General features: G+C 70.6%; 16 protein-coding genes and 1 tRNA gene. 8 read left to right on the top strand and 9 right to left on the bottom strand.

Going from position 1 to position 15,499, the window contains the following annotated elements; all coding sequences use genetic code 11:
- The first annotated feature begins 75 nt into the window (after positions 1 to 75).
- The 4 genes from ACFXOM_RS20520 to ACFXOM_RS20505 all read left to right on the top strand — a co-directional run bounded on the left by ACFXOM_RS20520 (position 76) and on the right by ACFXOM_RS20505 (position 3,633).
- Complete coding sequence (locus tag ACFXOM_RS20520) at positions 76 to 1,077, top strand: DUF389 domain-containing protein (protein ID WP_384930507.1); 1,002 nt, start codon at positions 76 to 78, stop codon at positions 1,075 to 1,077.
- A gap of 339 nt (positions 1,078 to 1,416) precedes the next feature.
- Positions 1,417 to 1,821, top strand: a complete 405-nt coding sequence (locus ACFXOM_RS20515; protein WP_385038719.1) for a GntR family transcriptional regulator — start codon at positions 1,417 to 1,419, stop codon at positions 1,819 to 1,821.
- On the top strand, positions 1,802 to 2,719 hold the full coding sequence (locus ACFXOM_RS20510) for an ABC transporter ATP-binding protein (RefSeq protein WP_385038658.1): 918 nt from the start codon (positions 1,802 to 1,804) through the stop codon (positions 2,717 to 2,719). Before ACFXOM_RS20515 ends, ACFXOM_RS20510 begins: the two co-directional genes overlap by 20 nt.
- Positions 2,716 to 3,633 (top strand): hypothetical protein, encoded by a 918-nt coding sequence (locus tag ACFXOM_RS20505; protein ID WP_385038655.1) that lies wholly within the window; start codon positions 2,716 to 2,718, stop codon positions 3,631 to 3,633. Before ACFXOM_RS20510 ends, ACFXOM_RS20505 begins: the two co-directional genes overlap by 4 nt.
- Positions 3,634 to 3,841: 208 nt before the next feature.
- Here the strand turns inward: ACFXOM_RS20505 and ACFXOM_RS20500 are convergent.
- Positions 3,842 to 3,915 (bottom strand) — tRNA-Pro (locus ACFXOM_RS20500).
- A 124-nt stretch (positions 3,916 to 4,039) separates the two neighbouring features.
- Between ACFXOM_RS20500 and ACFXOM_RS20495 the strand changes: the two genes are divergently transcribed.
- Positions 4,040 to 4,792: a transketolase gene (locus ACFXOM_RS20495; RefSeq protein ID WP_384930516.1), complete on the top strand. Its 753-nt coding sequence runs from the start codon at positions 4,040 to 4,042 to the stop codon at positions 4,790 to 4,792.
- A gap of 56 nt (positions 4,793 to 4,848) precedes the next feature.
- The gene (locus tag ACFXOM_RS20490) at positions 4,849 to 5,748 is read left to right on the top strand and encodes a transketolase family protein (RefSeq protein WP_385038653.1); all 900 of its coding nucleotides are present in this window, start codon (positions 4,849 to 4,851) and stop codon (positions 5,746 to 5,748) included.
- A 59-nt stretch (positions 5,749 to 5,807) separates the two neighbouring features.
- Here the strand turns inward: ACFXOM_RS20490 and tgmB are convergent, their stop codons facing one another.
- The 3 genes from tgmB to ACFXOM_RS20475 form a co-directional block, all read right to left on the bottom strand.
- Positions 5,808 to 6,746 (bottom strand): ATP-grasp ribosomal peptide maturase, encoded by a 939-nt coding sequence (gene tgmB, locus ACFXOM_RS20485; RefSeq protein WP_384930521.1) that lies wholly within the window; start codon positions 6,744 to 6,746, stop codon positions 5,808 to 5,810.
- 16 nt (positions 6,747 to 6,762) lie between these two features.
- A complete protein-coding gene (tgmA, locus tag ACFXOM_RS20480) occupies positions 6,763 to 6,954 on the bottom strand; it encodes a putative ATP-grasp-modified RiPP (protein WP_384930524.1) in 192 nt (63 codons plus the stop codon).
- Between the two features lie 848 nt (positions 6,955 to 7,802).
- On the bottom strand, positions 7,803 to 8,759 hold the full coding sequence (locus ACFXOM_RS20475; RefSeq protein ID WP_384930527.1) for an alpha/beta fold hydrolase: 957 nt from the start codon (positions 8,757 to 8,759) through the stop codon (positions 7,803 to 7,805).
- A 774-nt stretch (positions 8,760 to 9,533) separates the two neighbouring features.
- On the opposite strand from ACFXOM_RS20475, the gene ACFXOM_RS20470 reads away from it, so the two are divergent.
- On the top strand, positions 9,534 to 10,730 hold the full coding sequence (locus ACFXOM_RS20470; protein WP_384948020.1) for an acyl-CoA dehydrogenase family protein: 1,197 nt from the start codon (positions 9,534 to 9,536) through the stop codon (positions 10,728 to 10,730).
- Positions 10,731 to 10,811: 81 nt separating this feature from the next.
- On the opposite strand, the gene ACFXOM_RS20465 is transcribed toward ACFXOM_RS20470, so the two are convergent.
- From ACFXOM_RS20465 to ACFXOM_RS20445, 5 genes are read right to left on the bottom strand one after another with little or no spacing between them, the layout of a single operon-like run.
- Positions 10,812 to 11,387 (bottom strand): GAF domain-containing protein, encoded by a 576-nt coding sequence (locus tag ACFXOM_RS20465; RefSeq protein WP_384930530.1) that lies wholly within the window; start codon positions 11,385 to 11,387, stop codon positions 10,812 to 10,814.
- The gene (locus ACFXOM_RS20460) at positions 11,377 to 12,042 is read right to left on the bottom strand and encodes an ATP/GTP-binding protein (protein WP_384930533.1); all 666 of its coding nucleotides are present in this window, start codon (positions 12,040 to 12,042) and stop codon (positions 11,377 to 11,379) included. The genes ACFXOM_RS20465 and ACFXOM_RS20460 overlap by 11 nt, the downstream gene beginning before the upstream one ends.
- Complete coding sequence (locus ACFXOM_RS20455; RefSeq protein ID WP_384930536.1) at positions 12,020 to 12,391, bottom strand: DUF742 domain-containing protein; 372 nt, start codon at positions 12,389 to 12,391, stop codon at positions 12,020 to 12,022. The genes ACFXOM_RS20460 and ACFXOM_RS20455 overlap by 23 nt, the downstream gene beginning before the upstream one ends.
- 1 nt (position 12,392) lies before the next feature.
- Positions 12,393 to 12,827 (bottom strand): roadblock/LC7 domain-containing protein, encoded by a 435-nt coding sequence (locus ACFXOM_RS20450; RefSeq protein WP_384930538.1) that lies wholly within the window; start codon positions 12,825 to 12,827, stop codon positions 12,393 to 12,395.
- A 7-nt stretch (positions 12,828 to 12,834) separates the two neighbouring features.
- Positions 12,835 to 14,706, bottom strand: a complete 1,872-nt coding sequence (locus ACFXOM_RS20445) for an ATP-binding protein (protein WP_384947986.1) — start codon at positions 14,704 to 14,706, stop codon at positions 12,835 to 12,837.
- Positions 14,707 to 14,985: 279 nt separating this feature from the next.
- Between ACFXOM_RS20445 and ACFXOM_RS20440 the strand changes: the two genes are divergently transcribed.
- Complete coding sequence (locus ACFXOM_RS20440; protein ID WP_384947984.1) at positions 14,986 to 15,498, top strand: MarR family winged helix-turn-helix transcriptional regulator; 513 nt, start codon at positions 14,986 to 14,988, stop codon at positions 15,496 to 15,498.
- Position 15,499: the final 1 nt, after the last annotated feature.

Genomic DNA, 15,499 nt, shown 5'->3' with positions numbered 1-15,499 from the left:
GCCGACGGCGCCGGCCGGGAAAACCGTCGTCGTGTCCTGCCGGACAGCCTCGACCGCCGGGCCAATACTCGCTTCATGTTCAACGGAGTCCGCCAGCGCGTCCTGCCCGACAACCAACGCCGCTCTCTGGATGACTTGGCACACGACCTCGACCTGTCATCGGGAGACACGCGGGCAAAGCAATCCGCGTTCTGGACGATGCTCACACTGTCGTCGGTGATCGCCGCCTGCGGGGTGCTCACGAACTCGACGGCCACGGTGATCGGCGCGATGATCATCGCGCCGATGTCGACCCCGATCATGGGCATCGCGCTGGGCACCCTCCAACGCCGCCGCACCGGGGCCGTCAGATACGTCCTCATCGGCGCCCTGCTGGTGATCGTCGTCGGCGGGGCCTTCTCCCTGGTCCTGCCCGGCAACTACGACCTGCTGTCCAACAGCGAGGTCACCTCGCGCACGTCGCCGGGCCTCCTCGCCCTGCTCTCGGCCCTGGCGACGGGCTTCGCCGGCTCCGTGGCGCTCGCGCGCAAGGACGTCGCCGCCGTGCTGCCTGGCGTCGCGATCGCCATCTCGCTCGTCCCGCCCCTGGTCGTCGTGGGGGTGTGCCTGGGGCAGCGCGCCGGATGGCTCGCGCTCGGAGCACTGGTGCTGTTCCTCTCCAACCTCCTCGCCCTGGTGTTCGCGGGCATGGTGGTGTTCGCCGCGCTCGCGTACGGCGCGGGCGATCACGACCGGACCGTACGTCCCACCCGCCGGGCGCACATCATGCTCGGGCTGCTGCTCACCGCGGTGTCCCTCCCGCTCGCGGCCAACACCGCGCTCACCCTGCTGCTCAACACGTGGACGGGCCGGGTCGAGAGCGCGGCCGACGCCTGGCTCGCGCCCCAGCGGGGCGCCTACGTCACCAGCGTGGAGGCGCAGTCCCGGACGATCTACGTACACGTCCGCTCCCCGGCGGACCTCCCGCCGATCGACACGCTGCTGGCGGCCCTCAAGGGGCAGATCCCGGACGGCATCCCGATCGTCGTCGACGCCACCCGCGGCCGGCGCATCGCGGCCGGCACCGTGGGCAGCTGACCCGGCCACGCCGCCGGGTGTGGCGGCGCCCCGTACAGGGCCGTCCGGTCATCCGGAGGGTGCCCGATGCCGTGTCGGCCCGTACGGATCGGAGACCGGGCCGCGCCGTGCGTCGCGGGGACGGGCGAAAGCACCGGGCCGACCCGGGCCGAGGAACGGTGCGGTAGCACGTCGGCCGCACCCGACACACCCGCCAGGGATGAACCCGGCGTACGCGGCACCCGGGAAAGGGGCCCGCCACGAGGGTCCGCCACGAAGCCCCGGGGGGCGGCGCTTGACGCGACCGGGACGCCAATGCATCATTCCACTAGTTCATTGATGCAATGGGGGTCGGCAGTGGTGTTCTCCTTCCGTATCGACCGGCGGAGCGGGGTCGCCAGCTACCTCCAGATCGTCCACCAGGTCCAGCAAGCCCTTCGCCTGGGTCTGCTGGGGCCGGGCGACCGCCTGCCCACCGCTCGCGCGGTGGTGGAGGAGACGGCGCTCAATCCCAACACCGTACTCAAGGCGTACCGCGAGCTCGAACACCAGGGCCTGGTCGAGACCCGACGCAGGCACGGGACGTTCGTGGTGGGCACGCTCGGCAGCTCCTCGGCGGATTCGCCGTGGCGAGCCGAACTCGCCGACGTAGCCACCCGCGCCCGCGCCGCCGGACTCGAACGCGACGACCTGGTCGCGCTGTTCACCGCCGCACTCGACGACCTCTACTCACCGAAGGAAAGCGATGCCACCCAGCACCAGTAGCCCTGAGGCGGCCCTCGCCGCTCAGGGCGCCACCAAGAGGTACCGGCGCAGGGGCCCGGCCGCCCTCGACGACTGCACCTTCAGCATCCCGGCAGGCGCGGTCTGCGCCCTGGTCGGGACCAACGGCGCCGGAAAGTCCACGCTGATGGAGATGGCGGCCGGTATGGAGAGACCCACCGCCGGGGCTCTCGAGATCTTGGGGGAACCCCCCAGGACCGGTCATCCGAGGGTCGCCTACCTCGCCCAGGACCGCCCGCTCTTCCCGCGGCTCACCGTGGCCGAGACGCTCCGCTACGGCGCACGGGCCAACCAAGGCAACTGGGACGCGGAGCTGGCCGAGCGAGCCGCTGACCTGCCGCGCTTCCACCGGCGCGAGCGGATAGGCGACTTGTCCGGCGGCCAACGCACCCGGGTCGCCCTGGCTCTCGCCCTCGGCAAGCGGGCCGACCTGCTGCTACTGGACGAGCCGATGGCGGACCTGGACGTGGTTTCCCGTCAGGAGGTGATGGGCCTGCTCATGGCCCATGTCGCCGACACCGGCAGCACGGTGATCATGTCCTCGCACATCATCTCCGAGTTGTCCGACGTCTGTGACCACCTCCTGGTGCTCGACCAGGGCCGCCCCCGCCTGTGCGGCGACGTCGAAGGACTCCTCGCCGACCACGCCGTGGTCACCTTCCCCGGCGGCGCCGAACGGCTCGCCGGCCACACGGTCCTCGAGTCCCGCCCCGTGGGACGCGGCACCAGCGCCCTCATCCGTACCACCTCCCCGACCCCCGACGACTGGGAGGTCCGCAGCCCATCCCTGGAGGAGCTGGTCCTCGCCGGCCTCAACGCCCCGGGACTCCCCGACCTCGCCCCCTCCTCCGCGCGGCACGTCAAGGAATTCAGCTCATGAGCACCTCCCCCGACACCACGACCTCGCCGAAGCCCCACTCGACCGGTGAGCACCGGCCGCTCGCACGGATCGTCGTGCGGCAGCTGGCACCCCTCGCACTCGTCCTCTTCCTGACCGCCCTGGCCTTCGGTGCCCTGCTGGTGCAGCACTACCAGGAATGGGCGGACGCCGTGGGCCTGCGCGAGCAAGTGGGCGACCACGCGTACCACTTCGGGCGCTATACGCACGACGCGCACAGCATGACCGCGAAGCTGCTCGCGGACGGGGAACGCATAGCGTTCATGCCGGCCCTCTGCGCCGCGGCGATCACCGGTCTGCTGACCGGCGGGGAGTGGGGAACGCGTCGGTTCGCTCTCACCCTCGCGCAGACGGTCTCCGCACGGCGGTGGTTCGCCGCACGCTGGACGGGCCTGGCGGTGCTCTTCACCGCCCTCCTGCTGCCCCTGGCGGTGCTGTACCGCTTCACCGTCGTGCACGCCCTCGACCTCGACCTGCTCACCTACGGCATCGACCGGCAGACCGCGTACTTCACGATCGGCCCGGTCACCGTGGCCTATGTGCTGCTCGGCGTCGCAGCCGGCGCGCTGACCGGCACCGCCCTGCGCCGCATGTGGCCGGCCTTCATCGCCGCGCCCGTCCTGACCTGGCTGGTGGTCGCCGTTCTGGTCCGCTCGCGCGCCGCTCTGCTGCTCGACGTCCCGGCCCGATCGAAGGTGGAAGGCATGCACGGGGGTGGCGTGTTCGGCCTCCAGTTCTACGACCTGCTGCCGACGGACTCCTTCCTGGTCAACTCCCTCGAGGCAGGCGACTACTGGCCCTACCAACTCGCCGAGAGCGCCCTCGTGGCCGCGATGGCGGCGCTGTTCGCGCTGGCCGCCTTCCGGACCCTGCGCCGCCGTACGGGACAGCCCTGATCCCGCCCGCCGAGGTCCGGCGGCGCCTTGTGTCGTACACGACGCTCGTCACCCCTTGCCGCTCGGACGTCTGCCCGCATCCTGAGCCCGCGTGATCGTCAGGCGCGTGTGACCACGTGTGGCGCGTGCCCCCGGAAAACGATCAAGGGCTCCGCCTCACATGGTGAGGAAGAGCCCTTTGACCTGCAACGACGAAGCAGAGCTTCCGTCGGGACGACAGGATTTGAACCTGCGACCCCTTGACCCCCAGTCAAGTGCGCTACCAAGCTGCGCCACGTCCCGATGCCCGCTGACCTGGGGTTTCCCCCGGCCGAACGCGCACGAGAACCATACCGCACTTCCCTGGGTGGTCACGAACCGATTGCCCGTTGACCTCAAGCGCGGTTGACGTTGCACGGTGGGTTCCATGACGAGCACGAGTCCCACCACGGCACACGACCACGCCCGAGCCCACGCTCTTGCCTCAGGACACGGCTCCGCGTACGGCTACCCGGACCTCGACCGCCTCATGGGCCTGATGACGGGCGACGAGAAGCACGGTCCGGCCGCCACCTCGACCCTGGACGCGCTCTGGGTCCTCTACGACCGGGTGCTGCGGGTTGCCCCGGGGACCGCGGACGCACCGGACCGGGACAGGTTCCTGCTGTCCAAGGGGCACGGCCCCATGGCGTACTACGCCATCCTGGCGGCGAAGGGGTTCTTCGACGAGGCGTTGCTCGCCGACTTCGGCGGCTACGGTTCGCCGCTCGGACACCACCCGGACCGGGTGCTCGTACCGGGCGTCGAGATCGGGAGCGGGTCGCTCGGGCACGGACTGCCGCTGGCCGTCGGGACGGCGCTCGGGCTACGGGCCCAGGGGCTCGCGGGGCCCCGGGTGTGGGTGCTGATAGGGGACGCGGAGCTGGACGAGGGCAGCAACCACGAGGCCCTCGCCTACGCCGGGCCCACCGGGCTCGAGCAGCTGCACACCCTCGTGATCGACAACGCGTCCGCCAGCCACGGGTGGCCGGGCGGCATCGCCTCGCGGTTCGAAGCCGCCGGCTGGTCCGCACGGACCGTGGACGGGCGCGATCACGAGGCGATGTACACGGCCTTCACCACGCCCCACCCCGGGCGTCCGCTGGCGGTCGTGGCCCGGGTCGAGTCCAAGAACGCCTGACGCACACCCGCACGAGCACACCCGCACGAGCAGACACGGACGAGGGGACACCACCGATGGACACGATGCGTGATCGATTCATCGCGACCACGACACGACTGCTCGACGAGGACCCGCGGCTCGCGCTCGTCCTCGCCGAGATCAGCAGGGACGGCTTCCAGCGGGCCGAGCAGGCGCATCCCGACCGGGTGATCAACGTCGGCATCCGGGAGCAGCTGATGATCGGCGTCGGCGGCGGCCTCGCGCTGACGGGACTGCGACCGATCGTCCACACCTTCGCCAGCTTCCTGGTGGAGCGGCCGTTCGAGCAGGTCAAGCTGGACTTCGGACACCAGGGGACGGGTGGGGTGCTGGTGAGCGCCGGTGCATCGTACGACTGGCCCGCGGGCGGCTTCACGCACATGGCACCGGGCGACGTGGCATTGCTCGACACCCTCGACGACTGGACGGTCCACGTGCCGGGGCATCCGGACGAGGCGGAGACCCTCCTGCGGGAGGCAGTCGGAGCGGGGGACGATCGGGTGTACGTACGGCTGTCGGTCCAGTCCAACAGCCGGAGCCGGAACGTGGCCGGAGCCGGCTTCCTGACCGTGCGAGAAGGCAACGCCGGAGTAGTGATCGCCGTTGGACCGATGCTGGACGACGTCCTCGCGGCGACCGAGGGCATGGACGTGGCCGTGCTGTACGCGACGACGGTGCGGCCTTTCGACGGGCCCGCGCTGCGCCGGGCGACGGGCGCCGGGCCGGCCGACGTCGTGATCGTCGAGCCGTACCTGGCCGGCACCTCGACTGCGGAGGCCAACGACGCGCTCGCCGACGTGCCGCACCGCGTCCTCGGCGTGGGCGTGGGGAGGAAGGAGCTGCGCCGGTACGGGCGGATCGAGGACCACCTGGTGGCGCACGGTCTGGACCGGGCCGGCCTGCGGGAGCGGATCGGCGCCTTCCTGCGGCGTTGAACGCGCTGCGGGCGGACGACGGGCGGCGCCGGCAGAGCCGAGTTCCCGGAGCCGCCCGATCAGGTGGTCTCCCGCACCGACGGGGCGAGCCACGCGGCAACCGCCTCCGCGATGGGCTGCCCGGTCTCGAGTTCGATGAACCCGAACTGGCCCCCCTGGTTGCACTCCAGGAACCACCAGACGTTCTCGTCGTCCTCGGCGAAGTCGAAGGCCGCGTAGGCGAGTCCGGCGAGACTCGTGTAGTCCCGCACGGCCCGGGCGATGCGGTCGGGTACGTCCACCGGCTCCCAGGGCTGACCCGTGTCCCCGTAGCGGCCGTCCACCTGTCCCGAAACGGCGGCCTTCCGGGCGGCGAACAGTCGTCCCCCGACCGCGGTCAGCCTGATGTCGGCCTTCTTCGGTACGTACTGCTGCAGGAGCGTGGGACCGGCGGAAACGCCGGAGAAGTCGGTGTCGGGTCCGATGCGGGTCGTGGGCAGCGCGACGGGCGGGTCCCCGCTCGGCGGACCGGAGGCGGCCTTCACCACGATGTCCTGGTACTGGAGGGCGAACTGACGGGCGACTCGGGGAAAGGTGGTGATCACCGTGGGTGGCACGGCGAACCCGCTCCGGTGCGCCAGCCCCAGCTGCCAAGGTTTGCAGCGGGCCTGCGCGGACACACAGGGATGGTTCATCCACCGTACGTTGGCGGAATAGAGCATCCCGTAGAGGGCCTGCTCAGTCTCGGCGGTCAGCCATTCGGAGGGCTCGGGAGCGTGAGCAGCGGGTTCACCCGGCCTGCGCACCCATATGGAGCGCAGAGCGCCCATGCTCACCAGGCGGCCGTCGGTCGAGAGGTGCCCGTAGAAGTCACCGCGGACGTACTCGGCCGAGAGCGCCGCCTCACCCGGCACGTCTGCGGGGTCCAGACGCACGAGGGGGACGCCCCGGTCATGCAGTTTCGCGACCACCATGTCCGCGGTGACGTCCTGCCGACACGTAAGGATCAGCACAGTCATCGGTGCGCCGGCTCGGTCAGTCGTCGAAGTGCGTCTTGGAACCGGCCGTGGACGTGGTGGTCCCGGTGGCCAGGATCAGTGCACTGTCGTCGATGGCGGGCCGCCCATCCGGCAGCACGTTCAACTGGAGGGCGGAGTCGTAGGTGTATGAGATCGTGACCACTGGACTCTCGGCCGGAAGTACGTAGTTCAGTACGAACGGTCGCATGAGTCTCCTTCGTCGTCTGTCTGTGCACACGTAACAGTACGTGCCGTGGATGTAGGGAACTCACTACGTTCCGTTACATCGGACCGGGTCGACCGTGAACGCCGTCACAACGGATCCGACCCACCGGGTAGACGGACGGGGGAACCGTGCGGGTTCCCGTCCTCGAACACGGGAAGTGTGGTGAACACCTCGCGTAAATCGCCTCTCCGTGGCACAGTGACTCTCCGTCAACTGCCCTTGACAGAGGGGGTTTTCGGAACGCTTACGGAGCCCTCCCGAGCCACCGGGACGACAGGGATTGCTGAGGTGGGAGCGACGCGAGGGGCTCCGTGACGGTGCACGGGAACCGGATGCCCGGCGGGGGTCCGTGGCTCCGCACCGGGCGTCACAGAGGGAACGAAGCCGCACAAAAGATCCACTCGGAGTGCTCGCCCCGCAGGCACCCGGCATCGGCCGGGCACTACTGCGCGTGACGTACTTCACTCCACCGGCACCCCCGCGCTTCCGCCGCCCCGGCCGGGCGCAGTGGGGGACGCCGCCCGGCGGGGAGCCGATCAGCCGCGCGCGGCCGTCCACCCGGCGCCAGCCCACTCGCCGGGCCGTCGTCGTCATCGGGCGAGGAGAAGGGCCCCCTCGGGGAGCCCCGGCCCGGACGCGGCAGGTCCCGGGCGAGCGCCGCCACTCCCCGACCGGAAGGACGCACCCGCGCTTACGTCGGCGCGTCGGTGGGGAAGGGCGAACCGTGGCGGTGCCGACGGAGCCCGACGTCCGTGCTCGCCGACCGACCGGAGGGCGGGGCGGCCCGGACTAGCAGGGTGACGCGGAGTAGCAGGGTGACGCGGGGAGCGTCACACGTGCTTGTCGAGCCAGGACACCAGGTCCTCCTGCACCTCTTCCCGGTTCGTCTCGTTGAGGATCTCGTGCCGGGCCCCCTGGTACCTCTTCCAGCTCAGGTCCTCCGTTCCGGCACGGCGGAACTCCTCCAGGAGCTCGTACACGAGCGACAGCCCCTGGTGGCACGGGTCCTCGGTACCCACGGCGACGTGAACCGGCAGGTCGGCGGGAGTGCGGTCCGCACGATCCGGCTCGTTGATCCGGTCCACGGCCCGCACCCAATCCAGGGCGAGCCCGGCGCTGAGGGCGAACCCGCACCGCTCGTCCACGGCGTACGCATCCACCTCGCCCTCGTCGCGGGAGAGCCATTCGAAGCCGGTACGGTGCGGATACGGGTCGTTGAAGGAGGCGAAGAGGTCGGGGAGGTACGAGGAGGGCGCGTCGCGGCCGTTCTCGGCCACCTCCCGCTCCAGACGGGCGAGGGCCTCTTCCTGCCGGGCGCCGGGCAGGGTGCGGAAGGCTCCGAACAGGACCAGTCCGTTGAGGTCGTCGGCGTACTCCTGGGCGTAGTGGCGGCCGAGCATGGCACCGAGGCTGTGCCCCAGCAGCACCACGGGAACACCCGGGTGCAGGAGCCGCGCCTGGTCGCCGACGGCGCGCAGGTCCTCGACGATCGCACGCCAACTGTCGTAGTCCGCGTCCGGCGCGGCTGCCGGGGTCTCCGCCACTCCGAAGCCCCCGGTAGCCTGCGCCGTCGCACCATGCCCTCGGTGGTCGGAGGCGATCGCCCCGTACCCCTGGGCCACCAGGTACCGGGCGAACCGGTCGTACCGCAGTGCATGTTCGGCAGCCCCGTGGGCGATCTGCACCAGGGCTCGCGGCCGGCCGCTCTCGGGCAGCCAGCTGTACGTGGCGATCTGCACGCCGTCGGCGGCGTGGAGTTGTCCGGGGCGGTACAAGGTCGCGGTCATGCGGTCCGGCCTCCTTCGTCCGGGGTACGCCCGTTCTCGGGGTGCCCGCCGCCCACCGGGCGACCGTACGCACTCCGTGCGTGCACGCCAGGCGCAGCGCCTGGGCGTACGGACCCGCCGTCGGGTCCTCTTCTCCGCCTCCCCCGGTTGCCGCCGGTCACACCCCCTGCCCTCGGCCCCACCCGTACGCCGCGGCCCTGGGCAGGGGTCTCAACCCGACGGCAGGCGCTTGGAGCGGCCGGTCCGCCGGGCTACGGGGCTCGTGCCGAGCGCCAGGAGCATCCCGCCCGCCGCGGCGGCGGTCCGTTCGGCCACGGCGAGGAGGGCCATGCCTGGGAAGAGCTACGGGCGCCCGGCGCAGGGGCGCGCGCCCGGCGTCGCATCCGTACGCCGGTGCTCCAGAAACGGGGTCCGCCGGCTTCCGTGCTGGTGTCGACCGCCCTTGTGCAGGCTCGCCACCGTACTCGCGCACATCGGGCGCAGGTCCGTGTCCCTCAGTGCCACATGCCCACGAAACCTTTGCCGACGACACGTGGCAGGAAGTGGCCGTGAGGGAATGCCCTACGGATAGGACCGTACGGGCCGCTACCACGGAGGTCAGAATTCCAATCAAACGTCAATGAACCGTATTTCAGCCAAACTTGACGACGATGTTGTCCGGCTCATAGGCGATCAACACCATGAGGTGGTCGGCCCGTACGGGACGGGACCATGCCGATGCACCACCTGCTCGAACACCCGCCCGAGCAGGCGTTTCGCAGAGGAGGGCTCGCGATGGACGGGTACTTCGCCAGTCGACTTCACCATCAGCTCCGAGACCGGGTACGGGACTTCGCGGAGTGCGAGATCCGCCCGCGAATAGCCGCCATGGAGGCCGCGCGCACGGTCCACCACGAACTGTCCAGGACGATCGCCCGGCAGGGCTGGCTGGGTGCCACGATCAGCAAGGCCCACGGCGGCATGGGGGTCGGTCACCTCGCCAAGACCATCATCATCGAGGAGCTGTCGCGCGTCAGCGGCGCCATGGGTGCCATGGTCCAGGCCTCGCAACTGGGCGCGGCCAAGATTGTCCACTTCGGTAGCGACGAGCAGAAGAAGACCTGGCTCCCGGTCATCGCCGCAGGGGAATGCCTACCCACGATCGCGGTCACGGAGCCCGAGTCGGGCAGCCACGTGCTGGGGATGAGCGCCACCGCCGTGCGGGACGGAGATGACTACGTCCTCAATGGCCGAAAAGTATATGTCGGCAATAGTCATGTCGGTGATCTGCACGGTGTGGTGGTGAGAACCGGGCCTGGTTCCCGTGGTCTCACCGCCTTCCTCGTCGAGTCGGACCGACGGGGCCTCAGCACGGGCGAGCAGAAGCCCACGATGGGCCTGCATGGCTTCGGGTTCGGCGAGCTGTCCTTCGAGGACTGCCGTGTGCCCCGCGGCAACCGTCTGGGGCAGGAGGGCGACGGACTCGCCGTCGCCTACTCGTCGAGCGTCCTCTACGGACGCGCCAACCTCACGGCCGTGTCACTCGGGCTCCACCAGGCGATCCTGGAGGAGACCACGCGCTTCTGCGTCGACCGTCACCGCTACGGCAAACCCCTTCACGAACTCCCGTCGGTGAAAATGAAGTTGGGGCAGATCCAGTCCCGGCTGATGACGGCCAGGCTCGCGGCGTACCACTCGGTGCACCTGCTCGACGAGGGACTCGCCTGTGACGCCGAGCTGATGAACGCGAAGCTGGTCAACGTCGAATCCACCCTCGACTCGGCGCGGAACGCCATGGAGGTCCACGCGGCGGCCGGGCTCTTCACGGACCGCCCCATCGAGCGGTACCTCCGCGACGCACACCACATCTGCGCGCCCGCGGGCACGTCCGACGTCCAGTTGCTGCGGCTCGCCGAAGTGGCCCTGGGGACGGCACAGGGCCAGTGGTCGGAGCGGCTGGCCGACGCGACGCGGGCGGAGGCCCTCGTCTGATGCCCATGCCACGTCACGGGCACGCACCACGTCCCCGGGGAGCGACGGTCGCTCCCCGGGGACGTCACCACCGAGCGCAGGTCACGGACTCGCGTCCTCACGGCGGTGGATCTGGCCGACCAGTTCCGCCGCGAGGGACTTGATGGTTTCCAGGCCCGGCCGCCCCCAAGGACGCGGCTCGGTGTCCACCACGCAGATGGTGCCCAGGGCGATTCCCGTGCGGTCGATCAGCGGAGCCCCCAGATAGGAGCGGATGCCGATCTCGTCGACGACGGGGTTGCCGGCGAACCGCGGATAGTCGCAGACGTCCTCCAGCACGAGCGCCTTGCGCCGGACCACCACATGCGGGCAGTAGCCGTGATCACGCGCCATGAACCGGCTGACGTCGCCAACCGCCGCGGCGGTCGCCGCACCCGGGTCGCGGCCCGCCTGGGTGCCCGCGGGGGTGTGCAGACCCGCGAAGAACTGCCGCCGCTCATCGATGAAGTTGACCATCGAGTAGGGCGCTCCGGTGACGCTCGCGAGCTTGTGGGCGAACGCGTCGAAGGCCGGATCGGGGCGATCTCCCAGCCCCAACTGGCGAAGCCGCTGGACCCGCGCGGGAGCCTCCCTATCGACGGGGGTCAGCAGTAGGTGGCCGGTCGGGTCATAGGTCATGACGGGCTCCGTAGCTCGGCGCCGCTCCCGGTGCCGTGGTGGTGGTGAGCAGGTACTGGACGAGGGTGACGAGGGTCTGGATCCCGGAGCTTGCGTTCCGTGCGTCGCAGAGCACGACGGGAACGTCCGGCTTCAGGTCGACCGCGGTCCGTACCTCGTCCGGTTCGTAGCGGTACGCACCGTCGAACTCGTTGACGGCGACCAGGAATCCGATGCCGCGCCGTTCGAAGAAGTCCACGGCAGAGAAACAGTCCTCCAAACGACGCGTATCAGCGAGGACCACCGCTCCTAGCGCTCCCTCGGAGAGCTCGTCCCACATGAACCAGAAGCGCTCCTGGCCCGGCGTGCCGAAGAGGTACAGCACGTGGCGGTCGTCGAGGGTGATCCTTCCGAAGTCCATGGCCACGGTGGTGGTCGTCTTGGACTCCACCCCCACCAAGCTGTCCGTGGCGACGCTGACCGTGGTCAGCAGTTCCTCGGTGCTCAGCGGCTCGATCTCGCTGGCCGCTCCCACGAAGGTCGTCTTGCCCACCCCGAATCCGCCCGCGACGAGGATCTTGAGGGCGGTGGGGAAGGGTTCGGGGCTGCCTGCCGGTCCGTCGGTGGCTCCGGGGACGATCGGGGGCCGGTGTTCAGAGCCGTCGTCGTAGGCCATCGAGCACTGCCTCCAGCAGGGAACGGTCGGTGTGAGGTTCTTGGAAGCGGGGTGCCCGCGCGGTGACCGCCCCGCAGTCCACGAGATCGGAGAGGAGCACCTTGGTGACGACCGCCGGTAGCCCCAAGTGGGCCGCGATTTCCGCCACGGACGTGGGACCGTCGCAGAGGCCGAGGGCCACGGTGTGCTCCGGCGCGAGCGCCCCCTGCGGAACCGTGCCGGTGGCCATCACCAAGGAGAGCAGGTCGAGGGCGGCCGACGGACGGGTGCGGCCGCCGCTCACCGTGTAGGGGCGGATGAGACGGCCGGCCGCGTCATCGATCCAGGGCCCGTCCTTGGGGGCCGGCACGTCAGACCCCCGTGGCGCCCGGCGCCCCCGCGGACTGTCTGGCGGGTGTGACCAGGTACGGCCGGACGCTCTTGACGAGCATCGCCATCTCGTAGCCGAGAACCGCCGCATCCGCCTCGCGCCCGGCCAGCACGGCGAGGCACGTGCCCGAACCGGCGGTCGAGACGAACAGCAGGCTGGTGTCGAGCTCCACCACGACCTGGCGCACTTCCCCGCCCTCGCCGAACCGGGTGCCCGCGCTGCGGCCGAGCGAGTAGAGCCCGGAAGCCAAGGCGGCCAGGTGATCGGCGCTGTCGGTGTCGAGTCCGTGGACGGATTTCACCAGGCCGTCGGAAGAGAGCAGAACCGCGTTCCGGGTGTACGGCACCCGCTGGACCAAGCCGCTCAGCAGCCAGTCGAGATCCGAGGAATGGCCGGTCGGCACATCGCTCGCCATGGTGCATCTACTCCTTGTACGTGTCGTCCTGTTGGTGCGGTTCGAGGGGGTCGTGGGACGGTTGGGCAGGGGAGGCGCCGCCCGGTGCCTGGGACTCGGCGAGACCGATGCCCCGCTGGAAGGCCGCCATGAGGCCGGGGTCGTGCAGGGCCTGCTCCTCGGCAGGCTTGCGGGGCGCCGGGGCAGTGCGCAGTTGGGGCATCAGGTGCTCCTGCGCCCGCCGTTTCGGCAGCTGCGGACGGCCGATGCCACCCGGAGCCGTCCGGGCCTCCGCCCCGGACGACGCACCGCCGGCGGGGGGGTTCCGGGCGCCGGGAGGTGGCGTCGGTCCGATGGCGGGTTGGTCCCCCGTGGCGTACGCGCCCGACGGGTCGGGGTGGGGCGGCCGTTCGGGGTGACTGCGACGCACCGGGAGCCGCCCGGACAGGGCTTCCACTTCGGGCTGCTGCTGCCGGGGCGGGGTGACCGGCACGCTCGCCGCGTAGGTGAGCGTGCGCGGAGTGCCGGAGTGCGGTGTGTCGACGACGGGATGGGCCGCGGGTCGGGGTGCGGCGTGTTTCGGACCCGCTGCGCCGGCGGGAGCCGTCGACGGATCGTCGGTGTGTCCTTCGACGATGGGGCGCTCCGTCGGCCCGGTGGCACCCGCGCCGCCGCCGAGCAGGCCCTGCGGCAGTACGAGGACGGCTTGGATGCCCCCGTAGATGTTGGACTGCAGGCGGACCGCGATGCCGTGCCGACGGGCGAGTGCCGAGACCACGAAGAGTCCGATGCGCCCGTCCTGCAGCAGGTGGGCGACGTTGACCTGGTCCGGGTCGCCGAGCAGGGCGTTCATCTTGTTCTGTTCGGCGACCGGCATGCCGAGCCCCCGGTCCTCGACCTCCACCGCCAAGCCGGCCGTGACGTGCGAGGCGCGCAGCAGCACCTGGGTGTCCGGGGCCGAGAACAGCGTGGCGTTCTCGACCAGTTCGGCCAGCAGGTGGATGACGTCCGCCACGGCGTGCCCGTGGAGCGTCCCGTCGATGGGCGGCACCAGTTTGACCCGGGGGTACTGCTCCACCTCGGCGATCGACGACCGCAGCACCTCGGTCATGGTGACCGGGTTGGACCACTGCCGCCGGGAGATCGCGCCGCCGAGGACCGCGAGGTTCTCGGCGTGCCGGCGGATCCGGGTGGCCAGGTGGTCGACGTGGAAGAGCCCCTTGAGTAGTTCCGGGTCCTCGACCTCGTTCTCCAACTCGTCGAGCAGCTGGATCTCGCGGTGCACGAGCGACTGCAACCGCCGGGCGAGATTGACGAAGACCTCCACCTTCTGCTCGTTGCCGACGCTGCTGGAGAGCCGGGACGCCTGGACGACCGCGGCCACCGCGCCCTCGTAGGACCGCTCCATCTCCTGGGCGAGCAGGCCGAATTCATCGCCGTCCGGCGTGGTCGCGGGCGGCGCCCCGCGGAGTGCCGGGCGTTCGCCCCGTCGTAGCCCCTCCACGACGGAACGGAGTTCCGCCTGGCCGCGGGCGCTGGTGCGGCGCAGGGAATGGCAGCGGTCGAGGACTGATCTGGCGGCGCGGTCGGCCCCCAGCGCGGCCACCGCCACGGCGGTGGCCCCGAGGACGGCACAGCCGGCGAGCGCCACCCACAGCGCGGGCGACGGCTGCACATGGGCGGAGCGGATCGTGAAGAGCACCGCCGCGGCACCGCTGAACGTCGCGACGACGACGGGAACGACAGCGGTGCGCAGCAGGTGGGGGCGTATGCGGGCGCTGGGGGATGACGGCGTGGACTGCGGCGTGCCCGCGGCCGAGTGGGAGCGAGCGCCTGACCGGCCGTGCCTCCCGCCCTCGCGGCGGTCCTGCCGGGGGACGGGTGCGCGTAATTGCGACATCAGTGTCCTTGGTACGTGGCCCAGGATTCGGTGTACCGATCGGTGTGCGGCGGCGCCACGGTGCGATGAGCCCACCGTTGATCACCGGCCACACACGGTAGTCGTCAATCGTTCAGGTGCGATGGGCAGTTGACAAAGTTCCCCATGGAGCATCCCGCTCTGGTATGAGCTCTCGCACGGTCGGCCGAAAATCCCGAGTTGACCGACGGGAGTTGTGTCCGAGTACGTCACGATGTGAATTTAGTAGCCATGGACATAGTAGCCATGTACTCTTATCGCATGAACGCAGTATCCGAGGGGCCGACGCCCGGGTTTCTGGTCTGGCGACTGTCGATGAAGTGGCGGGTGGCCGTCGACCGGGCGCTCGCACCGTTGGGCCTGACCCACGCCCAGTACTCCCTCCTGGCGGCCTTGCACGGCGTGGAGAACGCGGGCCGACGCCCCAGCCAGCGCCAGATGGCCGACCACACCGGACTCGAACCTCTCTACGTCTCGAAGCTGGCGCGGGCGCTGGCCACCGGGGGGCTCGTCGAGCGGGCCGCGGATCCCGCCGACAGCCGCGCGGTCCGACTGTCCCTGACCGCCGAGGGACGCGCGGTCACCGGACGGGCCGTGCTCGTCGTGCAGGAACTCATGGACCGGCTGCTGAAACCGCTCGGCGGACTCCACGGAGCGGGCACCGAATCCTTCGCCCGCGAACTCACGGCCTTGCTCGACGTCCCCCTGGACACCCGGAACCAGGACACCCCGGGCCCCGGCACCGCACACCCCACCGACACACTTACGGAGTGAC

Origin of the sequence: Streptomyces sp. NPDC059169 (assembly GCF_042755225.1) — a bacterium.
Lineage (GTDB): Bacteria > Actinomycetota > Actinomycetes > Streptomycetales > Streptomycetaceae > Streptomyces.
Note: the sequence above shows the minus strand (reverse complement) of the source record. Positions and strands in the feature narration are given on the sequence as shown.

What these genes read in the sequence shown, in the direction of transcription:
- ACFXOM_RS20495 (WP_384930516.1), top strand. Translation starts at nt 4,040, where the DNA reads ATGACGAGCACGAGTCCCACCACGGCACACGACCACGCCCGAGCCCAC.
- ACFXOM_RS20520 (WP_384930507.1), top strand. Translation starts at nt 76, where the DNA reads ATGTTCAACGGAGTCCGCCAGCGCGTCCTGCCCGACAACCAACGCCGC.
- ACFXOM_RS20475 (WP_384930527.1), bottom strand. Translation starts at nt 8,759, where the DNA reads ATGACCGCGACCTTGTACCGCCCCGGACAACTCCACGCCGCCGACGGC.
- ACFXOM_RS20460 (WP_384930533.1), bottom strand. Translation starts at nt 12,042, where the DNA reads ATGGCCTACGACGACGGCTCTGAACACCGGCCCCCGATCGTCCCCGGA.
- tgmA (WP_384930524.1), bottom strand. Translation starts at nt 6,954, where the DNA reads ATGCGACCGTTCGTACTGAACTACGTACTTCCGGCCGAGAGTCCAGTG.
- ACFXOM_RS20440 (WP_384947984.1), top strand. Translation starts at nt 14,986, where the DNA reads ATGAACGCAGTATCCGAGGGGCCGACGCCCGGGTTTCTGGTCTGGCGA.
- tgmB (WP_384930521.1), bottom strand. Translation starts at nt 6,746, where the DNA reads ATGACTGTGCTGATCCTTACGTGTCGGCAGGACGTCACCGCGGACATG.
- ACFXOM_RS20470 (WP_384948020.1), top strand. Translation starts at nt 9,534, where the DNA reads ATGGACGGGTACTTCGCCAGTCGACTTCACCATCAGCTCCGAGACCGG.
- ACFXOM_RS20490 (WP_385038653.1), top strand. Translation starts at nt 4,849, where the DNA reads ATGGACACGATGCGTGATCGATTCATCGCGACCACGACACGACTGCTC.
- ACFXOM_RS20445 (WP_384947986.1), bottom strand. Translation starts at nt 14,706, where the DNA reads ATGTCGCAATTACGCGCACCCGTCCCCCGGCAGGACCGCCGCGAGGGC.
- ACFXOM_RS20450 (WP_384930538.1), bottom strand. Translation starts at nt 12,827, where the DNA reads ATGGCGAGCGATGTGCCGACCGGCCATTCCTCGGATCTCGACTGGCTG.
- ACFXOM_RS20510 (WP_385038658.1), top strand. Translation starts at nt 1,802, where the DNA reads ATGCCACCCAGCACCAGTAGCCCTGAGGCGGCCCTCGCCGCTCAGGGC.
- ACFXOM_RS20465 (WP_384930530.1), bottom strand. Translation starts at nt 11,387, where the DNA reads ATGACCTATGACCCGACCGGCCACCTACTGCTGACCCCCGTCGATAGG.
- ACFXOM_RS20505 (WP_385038655.1), top strand. Translation starts at nt 2,716, where the DNA reads ATGAGCACCTCCCCCGACACCACGACCTCGCCGAAGCCCCACTCGACC.